17 protein-coding genes and 1 tRNA gene are annotated in these 13663 nt (G+C 61.8%); 5 read left to right on the top strand and 13 right to left on the bottom strand.

The window, feature by feature from the left end:
- Window positions 1-64: 64 nt before the first annotated feature.
- A tRNA-His gene (locus AB1286_RS02665) sits at window positions 65-140 on the top strand.
- Window positions 141-705: 565 nt separating this feature from the next.
- On the opposite strand, the gene AB1286_RS02660 is transcribed toward AB1286_RS02665, so the two are convergent.
- The 6 genes from AB1286_RS02660 to AB1286_RS02635 form a co-directional block, all read right to left on the bottom strand.
- Window positions 706-987: a helix-turn-helix domain-containing protein gene (locus AB1286_RS02660; protein WP_430361802.1), complete on the bottom strand. Its 282-nt coding sequence runs from the start codon at window positions 985-987 to the stop codon at window positions 706-708.
- Window positions 988-990: 3 nt separating this feature from the next.
- The gene (locus tag AB1286_RS02655) at window positions 991-1308 is read right to left on the bottom strand and encodes a type II toxin-antitoxin system RelE/ParE family toxin (protein ID WP_430361801.1); all 318 of its coding nucleotides are present in this window, start codon (window positions 1306-1308) and stop codon (window positions 991-993) included.
- A gap of 4 nt (window positions 1309-1312) precedes the next feature.
- Window positions 1313-1585, bottom strand: coding sequence for a hypothetical protein (locus tag AB1286_RS02650; protein ID WP_430361800.1), 273 nt, complete (start codon window positions 1583-1585; stop codon window positions 1313-1315).
- Complete coding sequence (locus AB1286_RS02645; RefSeq protein WP_430361799.1) at window positions 1582-1890, bottom strand: hypothetical protein; 309 nt, start codon at window positions 1888-1890, stop codon at window positions 1582-1584. The genes AB1286_RS02650 and AB1286_RS02645 overlap by 4 nt, the downstream gene beginning before the upstream one ends.
- Window positions 1841-2122, bottom strand: coding sequence for a hypothetical protein (locus AB1286_RS02640; RefSeq protein WP_430361798.1), 282 nt, complete (start codon window positions 2120-2122; stop codon window positions 1841-1843). The genes AB1286_RS02645 and AB1286_RS02640 overlap by 50 nt, the downstream gene beginning before the upstream one ends.
- 262 nt (window positions 2123-2384) lie before the next feature.
- On the bottom strand, window positions 2385-3890 hold the full coding sequence (locus tag AB1286_RS02635; protein WP_430361797.1) for an MmgE/PrpD family protein: 1506 nt from the start codon (window positions 3888-3890) through the stop codon (window positions 2385-2387).
- A 475-nt stretch (window positions 3891-4365) separates the two neighbouring features.
- On the opposite strand from AB1286_RS02635, the gene AB1286_RS02630 reads away from it, so the two are divergent.
- The gene (locus tag AB1286_RS02630) at window positions 4366-4788 is read left to right on the top strand and encodes a hypothetical protein (RefSeq protein ID WP_430361796.1); all 423 of its coding nucleotides are present in this window, start codon (window positions 4366-4368) and stop codon (window positions 4786-4788) included.
- Window positions 4789-4847: 59 nt separating this feature from the next.
- On the opposite strand, the gene AB1286_RS02625 is transcribed toward AB1286_RS02630, so the two are convergent.
- Both AB1286_RS02625 and nodI read right to left on the bottom strand, forming a co-directional pair.
- A complete protein-coding gene (locus AB1286_RS02625) occupies window positions 4848-5693 on the bottom strand; it encodes an ABC transporter permease (RefSeq protein WP_430361795.1) in 846 nt (281 codons plus the stop codon).
- A gap of 97 nt (window positions 5694-5790) precedes the next feature.
- Entirely contained in the window at window positions 5791-6705 is a 915-nt protein-coding gene (nodI, locus tag AB1286_RS02620; protein ID WP_430361794.1) for a nodulation factor ABC transporter ATP-binding protein NodI, read from the bottom strand.
- A gap of 237 nt (window positions 6706-6942) precedes the next feature.
- Between nodI and AB1286_RS02615 the strand changes: the two genes are divergently transcribed.
- Window positions 6943-7446: a universal stress protein gene (locus tag AB1286_RS02615; RefSeq protein ID WP_430361793.1), complete on the top strand. Its 504-nt coding sequence runs from the start codon at window positions 6943-6945 to the stop codon at window positions 7444-7446.
- Window positions 7447-7533: 87 nt separating this feature from the next.
- Here the strand turns inward: AB1286_RS02615 and AB1286_RS02610 are convergent, their stop codons facing one another.
- The 3 genes from AB1286_RS02610 to lexA all read right to left on the bottom strand — a co-directional run bounded on the left by AB1286_RS02610 (window position 7534) and on the right by lexA (window position 9260).
- Entirely contained in the window at window positions 7534-8115 is a 582-nt protein-coding gene (locus tag AB1286_RS02610) for a DUF2939 domain-containing protein (protein ID WP_430361792.1), read from the bottom strand.
- Between the two features lie 143 nt (window positions 8116-8258).
- Window positions 8259-8588, bottom strand: a complete 330-nt coding sequence (locus AB1286_RS02605) for a hypothetical protein (protein WP_430361791.1) — start codon at window positions 8586-8588, stop codon at window positions 8259-8261.
- 24 nt (window positions 8589-8612) lie between these two features.
- The gene (lexA, locus tag AB1286_RS02600) at window positions 8613-9260 is read right to left on the bottom strand and encodes a transcriptional repressor LexA (protein WP_430361790.1); all 648 of its coding nucleotides are present in this window, start codon (window positions 9258-9260) and stop codon (window positions 8613-8615) included.
- 219 nt (window positions 9261-9479) lie between these two features.
- Between lexA and AB1286_RS02595 the strand changes: the two genes are divergently transcribed.
- Together AB1286_RS02595 and AB1286_RS02590 are read left to right on the top strand one after the other, a co-directional pair.
- Window positions 9480-10406, top strand: a complete 927-nt coding sequence (locus AB1286_RS02595; RefSeq protein WP_430361789.1) for a CysB family HTH-type transcriptional regulator — start codon at window positions 9480-9482, stop codon at window positions 10404-10406.
- 88 nt (window positions 10407-10494) lie between these two features.
- Window positions 10495-11517: an asparaginase gene (locus tag AB1286_RS02590; protein ID WP_430361788.1), complete on the top strand. Its 1023-nt coding sequence runs from the start codon at window positions 10495-10497 to the stop codon at window positions 11515-11517.
- 349 nt (window positions 11518-11866) lie between these two features.
- Here AB1286_RS02590 and AB1286_RS02585 read toward each other — a convergent pair whose 3' ends face one another.
- Both AB1286_RS02585 and hyi read right to left on the bottom strand, forming a co-directional pair.
- Window positions 11867-12772, bottom strand: a complete 906-nt coding sequence (locus AB1286_RS02585) for a 2-hydroxy-3-oxopropionate reductase (protein ID WP_430361787.1) — start codon at window positions 12770-12772, stop codon at window positions 11867-11869.
- A 75-nt stretch (window positions 12773-12847) separates the two neighbouring features.
- Window positions 12848-13642 carry a hydroxypyruvate isomerase gene (gene hyi, locus AB1286_RS02580; protein ID WP_430361786.1) on the bottom strand — a complete coding sequence of 265 codons (795 nt, stop codon included), beginning with the start codon at window positions 13640-13642 and terminating at the stop codon, window positions 12848-12850.
- Between the last annotated feature and the right edge of the window lie 21 nt (window positions 13643-13663).

The following is a 13663-nucleotide window of genomic DNA, read 5'->3' as shown; positions in this document are numbered from 1 at the left end:
AATTCTATTCGTATAATCTCGCTTCTTCGTTGGCGACGCCGGCGAAGAACAAGAAGTAACAGTGGTGGCTGTAGCTCAGTTGGTAGAGTCCAGGATTGTGATTCCTGTCGTCGTGGGTTCGAGTCCCATCAGCCACCCCAAAGAATTCAAGCAAAAAGCCTGATCCTTGTGATCGGGCTTTTTGCTTTCCAGCATCGGCTGAGCATCGAACTCTTACGCCACCTTCTCGACCCGTGCGACTTCAAGCAAGGCGTCCACTGTAGCGTCGCGCGCGATTTGGCATCGTTTTGCGGCGAATTTGTCACTCGCCGTGGGTGCCGCCTTCGCGATTGTTTTGGCATGACTCTCGGAACTGCATGCCAAGAGTCTCTCCCTTCCCGTGCCGCTAGCCGCTCTTGGCTCCATCATTGTCGAGAGCCACGGCCAACGCCACGCCCGGCATGCCGCCGACCCGCCTGATTGATGTGGCGTACTGAATGATGGCATGTCGAAGCTCGCAAAACTTCCCTGAGAACTCTAAGAATGGATCGCCAGAATCAACGACTATCGAGGCATGATTGCGGCTCGAAATGTATTGCGACGTGAACAGAAAACAGCCCGGAGACCTCCCGTCAACAGTGAACCCATAGGCTTGGCCATGAGCAAAATCGTCCCCGCGTCGGGACGCGGCGTTTCGCTCCGTCGAGCTAGGCGGGGGCAAAGCGATCAGGTCGCTGATTCTAGGCGGATGATAGCGCGGCTTCCCGTCGCTTCGGCGTAGCGGGATAGCGTGCGCAGCGACGGCATCGTGCGGCCACTCTCCATACGTGCGATGGTCGATTGCGTCGTCTGCATCCTCTCGGCCACCTGTTCCTGAGTCAGTCCGGCACGCACGCGAGCGGCGATGAGTTCGCTCGCGACGGCAAATTCCGGCGCCTGCTCCTCGTACTCGGCCCGGGTAGCAGGATCCGCCAGCAGGCGCTTCTTCAGGGTTGCGAGGTCAGTCATTGTTCAGTCCTCTTTCATCCGGGCGTAGGCCGTTTCGATGGCACGGCGCGGGGTCTTTTGCGTCTTCTTCACAAACACGTGCAGCACAACCAGCCGCTGCCCAGTCCTCGTAACATATACCGCCCGCGCGATGCCATCTCGGCCCGTCATGCGGATTTCCCATAGCTTCCCCTCCAGCGGGCGCACATGGGGCATCCCTATACGCTGCGGTCCGAACTCCGCTAGCATCTCCGCAATGTGCAGGAAACGGGCGCGCATATCGGAAGGCAGCTCCATCAATTCGGCTTCGGCCTCGGGTATCAGTTCAACATGCCACGTCATCAGTTTATCTCTTTTTTGCTATGTTTGCAGATTGCTGACTGACCGCCTGCTGACCCTGTTGGTTCTGCTCGGGCCTGAAGCCGATACCTGCCTCCTTGAGAATCCATGCTTCCAGCTTGTCGTGCCACATGCGCAGCAGGTCGAGCGGGTGCCCGTTGTAGTGGCGTTCAGCGATGGCGGAAGGCTTGGGGCCCCTGATTTGCGTCTTGATGTCAGACGGGACTTCCGTCCACTCGCCCAGACTCGAGAATGACCGCCGCAAACCGTGCAGCGTCACCGGCGCAGTTCGGCCAGTTCCTCCCGGCGCGCGCCGGTAAGTAGCAGGCCAACCAGATACCCTTCCATGACCGGGTAATTGAGCTGGCGGAGCGCACCGAACCACGCGGCTAGCTGCGCGCTTTGAATGAAATCGGTCTTGGCGCCCTGCTTCGGCAGGGCGTCTCTTGAAAGGCGAGCGGCGACGGCCTGCGGGTCGATGAGCCTTTGGTATTCGCCGCTCGATTCGTACTTCCATTCCGTAGGGGGAGGCTGATCAATGCGTAATTGTGCTGTTCGTGCGCAGACGCGCCAGCACAGCCGCAACACTCCATATGATGGCGGTTGAGACGACGAAGCTCAGCACGAGCAGTACGCAGAGCAATATGGTTTCCTCACCCTCGATTCCAACCGCATCGAATAACCGGAACAGCGGCGACAGCGTGGACCATGCTGCTTCACTTCCTACCCAGCGCGCGAGCGGATCGATGCGCGATAGCCCAAGAAAAACCGGGCCGGTCAGCATAAGTGCCATTACGAAACGCATGAGATGTTTCATCGCACATCGACGTACGGGCCATTAGCGAAGAATGCGGCGACGGCACCGAAGCCGCTGCAAGAGAGCATTGAGGTGTTCTTGCCATTTAGAGTGAATACGCACTGGGCTGGCATCTTGTCCTCGACCGCGGTGAGGCGCGTAATGTATGACGAAAGGCAAAAGATTTGCAATCTCATGAGCAAGCTTTAAGACTAAAGAGCGCGCCGCACCATTCGACATGGTGTTGCTCTCTCGCTCAATCCGACGAAGGTGATCCCAGCTCTTACGCCACCTTCTCGACCCGTGCGACTTCAAGCAAGGCGTCCACGCCGTGCAGCCGCTCGATCGACCAAATGCGCTCGATCAGCGCGTCGCCGTTTTCGCGCGTCACCGTTTTGCCCACCGTGCGCCAAAACTTCGCTTCGATCATCGGACGGGTCAGGGGAGCGCCGGCTGCGCCCGGTAGGTCGTCGACGCGTTCCGATAGCACATCGCCCGAGCGCAGATACACCGACACGCGATTCGGTATGTGCTTGGGATAGAGCGCGGTGAGCGCCGGGTCCTCCTCGACACGAATTTTTTGCATCAACTCCCGAACGTCGGCGGCGCCTAATTTCTCGGGCGCGTAGCTCTCGTTCGTCAAGGTACCGTCGATCAACGCTCGGCCGACGACGTAGGGCATGCTGTGGTCGGCGGTTTCCTTAGTGGCCGGCGCCCAGACGTAAGGTCCGCTTCCGGTGATTTTGTACCCCGGTTCGGTAGTCGCGACCACGATCTTCTCGATTTGGGAACGATCCTTGATTTTGGCCGAGAGCCGAATGGCCGCCTCTACCGCAGTCAGGGTGTGCCCTTGTGCCGGATAGGGCTTCACAAGGACATCGACGATCCGGTACGGGTGTCCTCGGCCCCCGAAGGTAGCCGTATCGATGGGGATAGGGTGGCCGGAGACAAGCTTCTCGAATCCGAAGTTGCCTTCGAAGATCGGACTTGGGCCTGTAATTCCTTGGCGCGCGAGCGTTGCCGCGAAAAAGCCGCTCTTTGCCGCCGAGGCGTCGGCGAGTCCCTTCCAATTCGAGAGCACTTGAGTTCTCGTCTGGTTCATCGCGACGTGATCGATGAGGGCAATGTTGACGGCTTGAGTCAACTGATCGACAGAGAGTTGCATCAACTTTCCCGCGGTTAGGGCGGCAGTGACGACGCCATAACTCGGATTGTCCCAGCCGAGCGGGCTGATCGCGGCGGCGTCGAACAGCCGGCACTCGATTTCATAGGCGATCAGCGAGGCTAAGACGAAGTCCTCAATCGGGCGCCGTTCGGCTTGCGCGACGGCGAGACTCACCGAAATGAAGTCGCTCGGATGGCCGATTTCCTTGGCCGCATAGCCGTCGTTGAGATCGTAGTAACGGATGGCGGCGCCGTTCGCGAATGCGGCCAACTCAGGCGTCGTGCGCTGCCCCGTTCCGACCAGCGTAGACGCGCCGTTCGTCGCCGCTTCGGCCACATCGAAGCAGCGCTGAACGACCGGTTCTTTCAACGCTGCAAGGGCGCAGCCGAACGTGTCGACGAGCCGAAGCTTTAGTGCTTCGAGCGCACTCGCGTCGATATCTTCATAGCGCAGCCGATGAACATACTCGGCGAGGCGGTTGGCGATCGGCTGCGGCGCAACATCGGCCGCGTTCCCACCATTGCCAAGCGATCGCGGCGATGAAGTGCCAGCGAACGCGAAGCCCGCGGTGCCCGCCAGCGCGTGGAGCAAAAACGCGCGTCGACGGGGCAAAGTGCTAGACATAACTCGGTCTCCTCATGGGTGTCGGGTCGCGTTTTATCCCTGCCCGGGAATGTAAAATTGCGACATCCGATAAAATGAAAGTGACTTTCATTTTTTTATTTGGCGGGAATTTCGTCAAGCCTATCGTTAACCCTTGTGAGATTTGAGCTGGCAGAGACGGCGGAGCTGTGGGCGAAGTCAGCGGAGGGTAAAGAGGGTTTTTGAGGGCTTAAAAAGTGAAAATTGGTTTCATTTTTCTATGCGGCAGAGGTGAGCGCTCGATGCGACGTTTGTTCGGAGATAGCGCGGTTCAACGGACGCAATCCGGCGAACGCGATCTGAGCGATGTGCCTTCCGAGACGCGCGTTACCCGTTCGGCTAAGCGATCGAGCAGCGGTTCGATGCATGACAGGTGGTACGATTCGTCCATTGGACGGCGGCGGACACGGGACGCCGACGAGAACAACCCGAGAAACGAGCGAGCCAACATACGATCATGGGCACACACAAGACCCACCCCAAACTCGAGCAAGCATTGACGCGCGGCGATCTCGCGATTCGGCAGGCGAATTCCGTGCGCGCCACGGCAGTTTTGCAGGCCCTAGGCAAGATGGTCGTCGACGCTTGCGCCACGATCGGCGTCGAAGCGTTCACATCGATTCCCGATGGCGAGCGTATTTACGATCCGGACGGCGGCCTCTGGCCCCAGACGCTATTGATCTCGCTCGACGGTCCCGTCGCGGAGGCAGACCCGGATGAGATCCGTACGGTGTGGTTGCTGGCGGATACGCCGTCGGTCGTGTTTCGTCTCGAATGGCAACGCGCGGACGGCAAGGTCGGCCGGCACGAGGCCCGCCCGTTTGCGATGGTTGCGTTCATCAGCGACGTCGACGTGCCCTGGAACGACGACGAAGAGTAAGAGCCGCAACGCGCTGGCGTCTCGGCACGCGCGGTTGGGCCGTGCGTTTTGCCTGCGTTTTACCGCATCAAACGACGCCTAAACAAGACGGCGCAGATAAAGAACGGCGCGATCGCGTACACCGCGAGCACGCCAAGATGCAGGGCGACGCCCTCCACGGGGCGTCCCAGCATAGCGGCGCGTATGAGCTCCACTGCATGGGCTAGCGGTAGAACCATCGCGGCGTGACGCACGCCCTGCGGCAACTGCGACAGCGGAAAGAACACGCCCGAAAGCAGCAGCATCGGGGTGAGTACCAGCGTTTGGTAGAACATGAAGAAGTCGTACGACGGGGCGAGCGCCGTCACGATCATCGCGAGACTTGCGAATGCGAGTCCGGCCAGCGCCACGACGGGTAGGGCCATCAACATCGACGGAAACTGCGCATAGCCCAGCACGCCGGCCACCAGCATGATCGCCGAGCCCGAGAGGATCGCTTTGCTCGCGGCCCAAATAATTTCACCGACGACGATATCCCCAAGCGTGAGCGGCGTATGCATGATCGCTTCCCACGTTCGCTGCACATGCATGCGCGAAAATCCCGAATACATGGATTCGAACGTAGCCGACATCATCACGCTGGAGCCGACGGTGCCGGCCGCGAGAAAGGCAATGTACGACACGCCGTCGACGTGCCCCACCATCAAGCCCAGCCCAAGGCCGAGTCCGAACAGATAGATCATCGGATCGGCCAAGTTGCCGATCAGTGAAGCCGCCGCGAGCTTGCGCCAAACGAGATAGTTGCGTCGCCAAACCGCGGTCCAGTTTGTCGCGTTGGCCGGTAGCGCCAGTCGCCAACGGTTTCCTTGCGCCTGTTTGGCCGCGCCGCGTGTCTGCGCACGCGTCTCGTAGGAGGGGGCATCCATGGTTTCGTTCTCGTCAACCGTTATGCACGTCTCAATTCGTCTTCGTCGTCATCATGCGGAGCACCATGCCGAACGGGTACCCACGCCAAAATCACACTCAATCCTGCATTTCTCGTCCCGTCAGCCTTAAGAAGACGTCTTCGAGATTCGCGGGCCGATGCACGTAGCGCAAACCCGCGCGACCCGCCAGGCGTGCATGGACGGGTTCGGCGTCGCGTACATAGCAAAACAAGGTCTCGCCGCTGATCTCGGTGCGCGTCGCAAAGGGCGCCAACTCATCGCGCAAAACCGTTGGCGCCGGGCCGTAGACTTCGATGACATCGCAGCCGATTTCCTGCTCGACGAGGTCGCGTGGAGCGCCTTCGGCGATCTTGCGTCCTTCTTCGATGATGCAAAGCCGATCGCATAGCCGCTCCGCTTCCTCCATGAAATGCGTCGTAAGCAAGATCGTTTTGCCGCGAGCGAGCAAAGAGCGCAACCGGTCCCAAATCAGATGGCGCGCTTGCGGATCGAGCCCGGTCGTCGGTTCATCGAGAACCAGCACGTCCGGATCGTTGATCAGCGAGCGGGCGAGCGTCAGCCTGCGCTTCATACCGCCCGAAAGTTCGCCGACGCGTGCATCGGCTTTGCTTTCGAGGCGCGCGAACTCGAGCAGCTCGGGCACCATGGCGCGCGTCTTGCTCGCCGATAGTCCGTAGTAGCGGCCAAACACCAGCAGGTTTTCGCGTACGCTGAAATCGGGGTCGAGGTTATCGAACTGTGGAACGACGCCCACACGTTGACGCGCAAAACGCGCGCCGGACGGAATGGCATACCCGCACAGCGCGATTGTTCCGGCATCCGGTTCGACGAGCCCGAGCAGCATCTTCAGGGTCGTGGTTTTGCCGGCGCCATTCGGCCCAAGCAGGCCGAAGCATTCGCCGGCGCGAACATGGAACGACAAGCCGTCGACGACGGCTTTATCGCTGTAGTGCTTCACCACGTCGCGAAATTCGATGGTGTTGTTGGACATGAGGACGGACGAGAGGTACCGCACAAGTTCAGGGCCGACGGTGCCCCATTCTATTGCATCGCGCACTGTCGTCCTCGTGAAGGCAACGCATGCTTCGCTGGTGCGGCGCAGCGCAGGCGGCGATGCGTGCATGAGCCGATGAGCGAGATCTAGGCGTTTTCCTAGCCTTGCAAGTCCAAATGCGCCGCACCATGATTGAAACGACACACCGCGATCCGCGCGGGCTCGGAGGCCATAATGGCGAGCTACAAAAAAATCTTACTGTGTTATGACGGCACGCGCGAAGGCCGCAAAGCCTTGCGTTGCGGTGCCGATCTCGCGCTCGATCTCAAAGCGGAAACGCACTTGCTATCGGTCGTCGATATGCGCACGAGTATCGCGCAAAGCGCGGGTCTGCTGACGGACGTGGCTTGCGGCCGGTTCGAGGATGCCGCTCGCGAAATTCTTCAAGAAGGTGTCGACTGGTTGACCGAACGCGGCGTACTGGCGCACGGCCATTTCGCCTTCGGCCATCCGATCGATGAGATCGCCAATTTGGCGGATGAACTGAAGGTCGATCTCATTGTCGTCGGCCATCGCGCGCGCAGCGGGTTGTCGCGATGGTGGATGGGCTCCGGCAATACGCTTTTGCTCGATCGCGTCTCTTGCAGCATTCTCGTTGCGGTATCGACCGCGCACGAGAAGGAAGCCGTCGATGTCAAAGCGACGGCCGCCACATCGGCTGGCGGCGCCGGTACCTGAGCGTGGCTCTATTGCTGCCGGCCTGCGGCGATCGCTGCCACCACGCGAGCCGGAGACGTCCGGCTCATCTCGTCGCTTATCGGCGCGTCAACGATTGAGCTCGACCGCGTCGATTTGCCACGTGAACCAGCCGCGGCGATGCAAGATGACGCTATAGGGCACGCCACCGGTATCGCGCGTATACGTGACTGCGAACGTGCTCGTATCGCGATAGCCGGCATCTGCCTTGGCGCGCGGCGCGGACACTTGGCCCGGCGCGGAAGCGGGTCCCGCCGGCGTTTCTTGGGCTTGCGGTGCCGCGCCCGCTTGTCGATCTCCGGCCGGCGGCGGTGCCTCTCCGGGCTCGCCTCGAGGCGGCATGCCTTTGAGCAATGCGACGACGCCGTCCGGTGTCGCATAGGCATCGACGAGCGGATTCACGAATGCCATACCGACTAGCGCGCCCAATGCCGTAAGCGGATGTTGAAGCTTTTCCGCATCGACACGCCGACTCAACATCTGAGTCACTTCGACCTTGAGACTAGCTCGCAACGCGGGATAGTCGACATAGCGATTGATCGTTGCCGTATCGCGCGCTTGCACTGCCTCTCTCAGCCGGCTGAGGACGAGATAGGGCGAGGCGTAAGCGAAAACGGCAAGCACCACGACGATGAATACGATGCCTGTCACGAGCGTTGTCGTGAGTGGCTTTCGTGGATTGGAACGGTTCTCTGCGGTCATGAAAGGATGGCCTTTATCGATGTTCAATGTTGTTCATTGACAGCGATCGCGCCGAAACGATCCCCCATGCCGCCCATTCTCCCGCAAGCGTCTCAACCCCATTGCGCCGCGGCTACGCCTGCACGTTCATCGTCGATGCATCGATCGATCATTTTGCATACGGCGTCGATCGAGCCGACGAGGATCACACGAGACGGACCGTGATAGACGCGAACCGGCGCGCGACGTGCCGGTTCGGCATGCAGTGCGCTATTGAGCGAGACGCGCGCGAATGCCGGCAACGCGGCAGGCTGCGTTGCCGTGTCAGGCTGCCGCGCGGGGCTGATCGCGGCGGCCTCGAGCGGCGGGCACTGGATGAGTCCGCGCAAATGGCGCAAGCGGCCGAAAGTGCGGAAAGGCATGAGGCGGGCAAGGCGATCCATGGCGGCTCCCTAACGTGTGCGGAATCAAAATTCGGACGGGCGAATCAGCCCGACCGCAATGCCTTCGAGCGCGAAATCGGCGCTGCCGGCTTGAACGAAGATGTTCTCGTAGTCCGGGTTTTCGGCGATCAGCTCGATACCGTTGGGACGGCGTTTCAGGCGTTTGACGGTCACGTCGTCTCCCAGACGGGCGACGATGATTTGGCCGTCTTTGGCTTCGGTGCGCTTTTGCACGGCCAACAAGTCGCCGTCGAGAATGCCGGCGTCGCGCATCGATAGCCCGCGCACCTTCAATAGGTAATCGGGCTTGCTCGAAAACAGCGCCGGATCGCAGGCGTAGTGCTGCGAAATGTGCTCTTGCGCGAGGATCGGGCTGCCGGCGGCGACGCGGCCGACGAGCGGCAACGAAAGCTGCATCAAAGCCGGATGCGGTAGCGAGAACTGATGCGGCATGTCCTCGGGCGCCAGCAGCCGAATGCCGCGCGAGGCGCCGGCCGCTAATTCGATGACGCCTTTGCGGGCGAGCGCGCGCAGATGTTCTTCGGCCGAGTTCGCCGACGAGAACCCAAGTGCCGCAGCAATCTCGGCGCGAGTGGGCGGGAAGCCGCTCTGCTCGATCGATTGGCGGATCAGATCGTATACCTGCTGCTGCCTTGCGGTAAGTTTGGTCATGTCGCACTGTATGGATAGACAGGTTGCTGTATTTTTATACAGTATTCGACGAAGATCAAGCCCTGTGTTGCGACCCCACCGCAGCTTTAGTACGAATCGATATAAAAAAATGAGGATTTATTAGTTCTGGGAATAAAAAGCTTCGCCTAGACTGGCTCGACCCGGGCGCCGAGAGTCGGCGCCGACCGACGATTCCGCTTGTTCTAGAGAGACACTCGCATGAACTTTCAGCAGTTGCGCTTCGTGCGCGAGGCGGTGCGCCGCAATCTGAATCTGACGGAAGTCGCCAACGCGCTATTCACGTCCCAGTCGGGCGTGTCCAAGCAGATCAAAGATCTGGAGGACGAACTCGGCATCGACATTTTCGTGCGCCGCGGCAAGCGGCTCACGGGGCTCACCGAGCCGGGCAAGGCCGTGCATCAACTGATCGAACGCATGCTGCTCGACGCCGAGAACATGCGCCGCGTCGCCCGGCAATATGCCGACGAGCAGACGGGGCACCTCGTCGTCGCGACGACGCACACGCAGGCGCGCTATGCGCTGCCCAAAGTCGTGCGCGAGTTCACGCGCGCCTATCCCAAAGTGCAACTGGCCTTGCGCCAAGGCAATCCGCAACAGATTGCCCAAATGCTGATCGACGGCGAGGCCGATATCGCGATTTCGACCGAGGCGCTCGATCGTTTTTCCGACATCGTCACGTTCCCTTGCTACTCGTGGCACCACATCGTCGTCGTGCCCAAGGGCCACCCGCTTGCCGGCCGGGAGCGCGTGACGCTCGAGCATGTCGCGGAATATCCGATCGTGACTTACGACCGCGATTTTACGGGCCGCTCGCATATCGACGCGTCGTTCGCCAAAATCGGCGTGCTGCCGGACGTCGTGCTGACGGCAATCGATGCCGACGTCATCAAGACGTATGTCGAGTTGGGGATGGGCGTGGGTATCGTCGCGGCCATGGCTTACGATCCGAAGCGCGATTCGGAACTTGTGGCGCTCGACACGCAACATCTGTTCGAAGGCAGCACGACGCGCGTCGGTCTGCGCAGGGGGGCCTTCATGCGAGCCTACGCATACCGCTTCATCGAAATGTTCGCGCCGCAGTTGTCCGAAGCCGGCATGTCGGGGCAGTTGCGCGAAGCGGCTTGAGTTCCACCCTCGTTGCGGCATCCGCGCAGCGAGGGTAGGTGAAATCAGGGCGTTCGCCGCGATACGCGGCGCGGTTAAAATGGCGCCCATGATTACGACCCAAACTTCCTCCTCTCAAGCGGCGCTGCCGCGCATCGCCGTGCTGGCGACCGGCGGCACGATCGCCGGCTCGGCGGCCGATGCTTCGCAAACCTCGGGCTATCAGGCCGGCGTCGTCGGCGTCGATAAGCTGCTGGCCGCCGTGCCGGCGTTATCGAGCGTGGCCCACATCGAAGCGCAGCAAGTGGCGAGCATCGACAGCAAGGATCTCGATGCGTCGCTCTGGACGACGCTTGCCGCGCAGATCGCGGTGCTGGCTGCGCGCGAGGACATCGACGGTATCGTCGTGACCCACGGCACCGATACGCTCGAAGAAACGGCTTACGCGCTGCATCTGACCGTCAAGACGCCGAAGCCCGTCGTGATGACGGCGGCGATGCGCCCGTCGTCGGCGCTTTCGGCCGACGGTCCGTTGAATCTGCTCGGCGCCGTTACCGTCGCCGCCTCGCGGGCCGCGCAAGGGCAGGGCGTCTTGGTCGCTTTCAACAATCGAATCCACAGCGCGCGCGACGTCGTGAAGACGAGCACCTACGCCGTCGACGCGTTTCACTCGCCGGAGATCGGCGCGCTGGGCTGGGTGCAAGATGGTCGCGTGGAATTCGCGCGAACCGTCACGCGCGCACACACGGCGGCAACGCCGTTCGTGGCGGGCGAGGCCTGGCCGGTGGTCGAAGTCGTCACGAGCTATGCCGGTGCGTCGCGCATCGCCGTCGATGCGCTCGTGGCCGCGGGCGTGCACGGTATCGTCGTAGCCGGTACCGGTAACGGGTCCATCCATGCGTCTGTCCAAGCGGCGCTCGCCGACGCGCGCTCGCACGGCATCGCGGTCGTGCGCGCATCAAGGGTCGGCTCGGGGCATGTCATGCGTAACGGCGCGGCGCCCGACGACGCGCTAGGGTTCGTCAGCGCCGGCTCGCTCAATCCGTACAAGGCGCGTGTGCTGTTGATGCTCGCGCTGGTCGTGGGCGTACGCGAACCGGTCGCGTTGCAGCGCATGTTCGACACCTACTGAACGAAAAGCGTAGAGCGGGCCCTTTGGGGCCCAAATTGAAGCGCACGAGCGAACGCTCGCGGCGATTGAAAGCGTGACAATCCGACAGGCGGACACCCGACGACGACGTCTGACCGACCAAGGCTTCCCCGGCGTCGCCGGGTGCCGCTGCGGACCCCACTGCCGCTCTCAGCCCGAAAGCGGCTTTTTGCCTGCCATGCGCGTGCTCGGTGTCGACCTCGTTTTCGCCGGCCATCATGCGATGCCCGGGTTGCCCCTCGGTCTTGCCTTGCACGTGCCGGCGAGGCGCCCCACGTGCTGGCCGTTCGGTTTTCATCGAACGGCCGAATACTGCTGAACGGCTACGCTGTCAGGCGGCCACCGCTTCGGCCGGCGCTTCGGCGATCTCGAAACCGGACATGATCTCGAGTGCGCGCAGCATCGCCGAGTGATCCCAACTGCCGCCGTCGTGCGCCGCGCATACGCTAAACAGCTGCTGCGCGCTGGCAGTGTGGGGCAGTGCGACGCCGAGCCGGCGCGCGCCGTCGAGGGCCAAGTTCAAATCCTTGCGGTGCAAGTCGATCCGGAAGCCGGGCTTGAAGGTGCGCGCGGTCATGCGAGCGCCGTGCACCTCGAGGATGCGCGACGCGGCGAAACCGCCCATCAGCGCGCGGCGCACGCGTTCGGGATCCGCGCCCGAGCGTGCCGCGAACAGCAGCGCTTCCGCGACGGCCTCGATGTTCAGGGCGACGATGATCTGGTTGGCGACTTTGCAGGTCTGTCCGGCGCCGTTTTCGCCGACGAGCGTAATGTTCTTGCCCATCAGTTCGAACAAGGGCTTGGCGTGCTGGAACGCTGCTTCCGGGCCGCCGACCATGATCGAGAGCGTCGCCTCGCGGGCACCGACTTCGCCGCCCGAGACGGGCGCGTCGAGGTAGTCGCACCCGAGCGCGTTGATGCGTTTGGCAAACTCTTGCGTGTCGAGCGGCGAGATGGAGCTCATGTCGATCACGAGCTTGCCGGCCGAGAGGCCCTTTGCCACGCCGTCGTCGCCGAACAAGACGTTGGCGACGTCGGGGGTATCGGGAACCATCGAGATGACGATCTCCGATTCACGCGCAACCGCTGTCGAATCCGCCTCGACCGTTGCGCTTTCGCGCAAATCGTCCGGCACCGGATAGGCGCCGTTCACGACGAGCGTATGCCCGCCCTTGAGGAGGTTGCGCGCCATGTGCGCGCCCATAATGCCGAGGCCGATGAAACCGATCTTTGCCATGTCGATGTAGTCCGTTTAGCTGTATGTCGTCTTAGGAGGTGCGAGGGCGTTCGAGCGTTTCCCCGCGAAGGGGCATCAGCGCGCGCCGCGCGCGCCGGCGATCTCGCGCACCCACGAAAGGCCCTCGAGCGTCGTTGTGCGTGGCTTGTATTCGCAACCGATGTAGCCGCTGTAGCCCAGCCGGTCGAGCCAATCGAACAAGAACGCGTAGTTGATCTCGCCCGTGCCCGGTTCGTGCCGCCCGGGGTTATCGGCCAGTTGAACGTGCGCGATGCGCGGCAGCAGTTTTTGCAACGTCGCGGCGAGCTCGCCCTCCATGCGTTGCATGTGATAGATGTCGTACTGGAGATAGAGATTGCTCGATGCCACATCGCGGATCACCTCGAGCGCTTCGCTCGATCGATTGAGTGCGAAGCCCGGAATGTCGTACGAGTTGCACGGCTCGACGAGCAGCTTGATGCCTTCCTTTTCGAGCGCGCCGGCGGCATAGCGCAAGTTTTCGACGATCGTCGAACGAGCGCGTTCGGGCGAAATGTCGGAAGTCGGGATGCCGACGAGGCAATTGAGTTGCGGCACGCGCAACGCTTTCGCATATTCGATGGCGCGTCCTACGCCGTCGCGGAACTCCGCCACGCGATCGGGCAGGCACGCGATCCCGCGTTCACCGGCCTCCCAATTGCCCGCCGGCAAGTTGTGCAAGACGAGACGCAAGCGATTCGCCTCCAGCCGCTCGGCCAGCTCGGCCGGGCTGAACGGGTAGGGGAACAGGAATTCGACGGCATTGAATCCCGCGCGTGCCGCGGCCTCGAAACGCTCGAGGAACGGCACTTCGTTGAACAGCATGGTCAAATTGGCTGCGAATTTCGGCATGTTGCGGTCACTCTTCGGTCG

Origin of the sequence: Trinickia sp. NRRL B-1857 (genome assembly GCF_050470685.1) — a bacterium.
GTDB lineage: Bacteria > Pseudomonadota > Gammaproteobacteria > Burkholderiales > Burkholderiaceae > Trinickia.
Note: the sequence above shows the minus strand (reverse complement) of the source record. Positions and strands in the feature narration are given on the sequence as shown.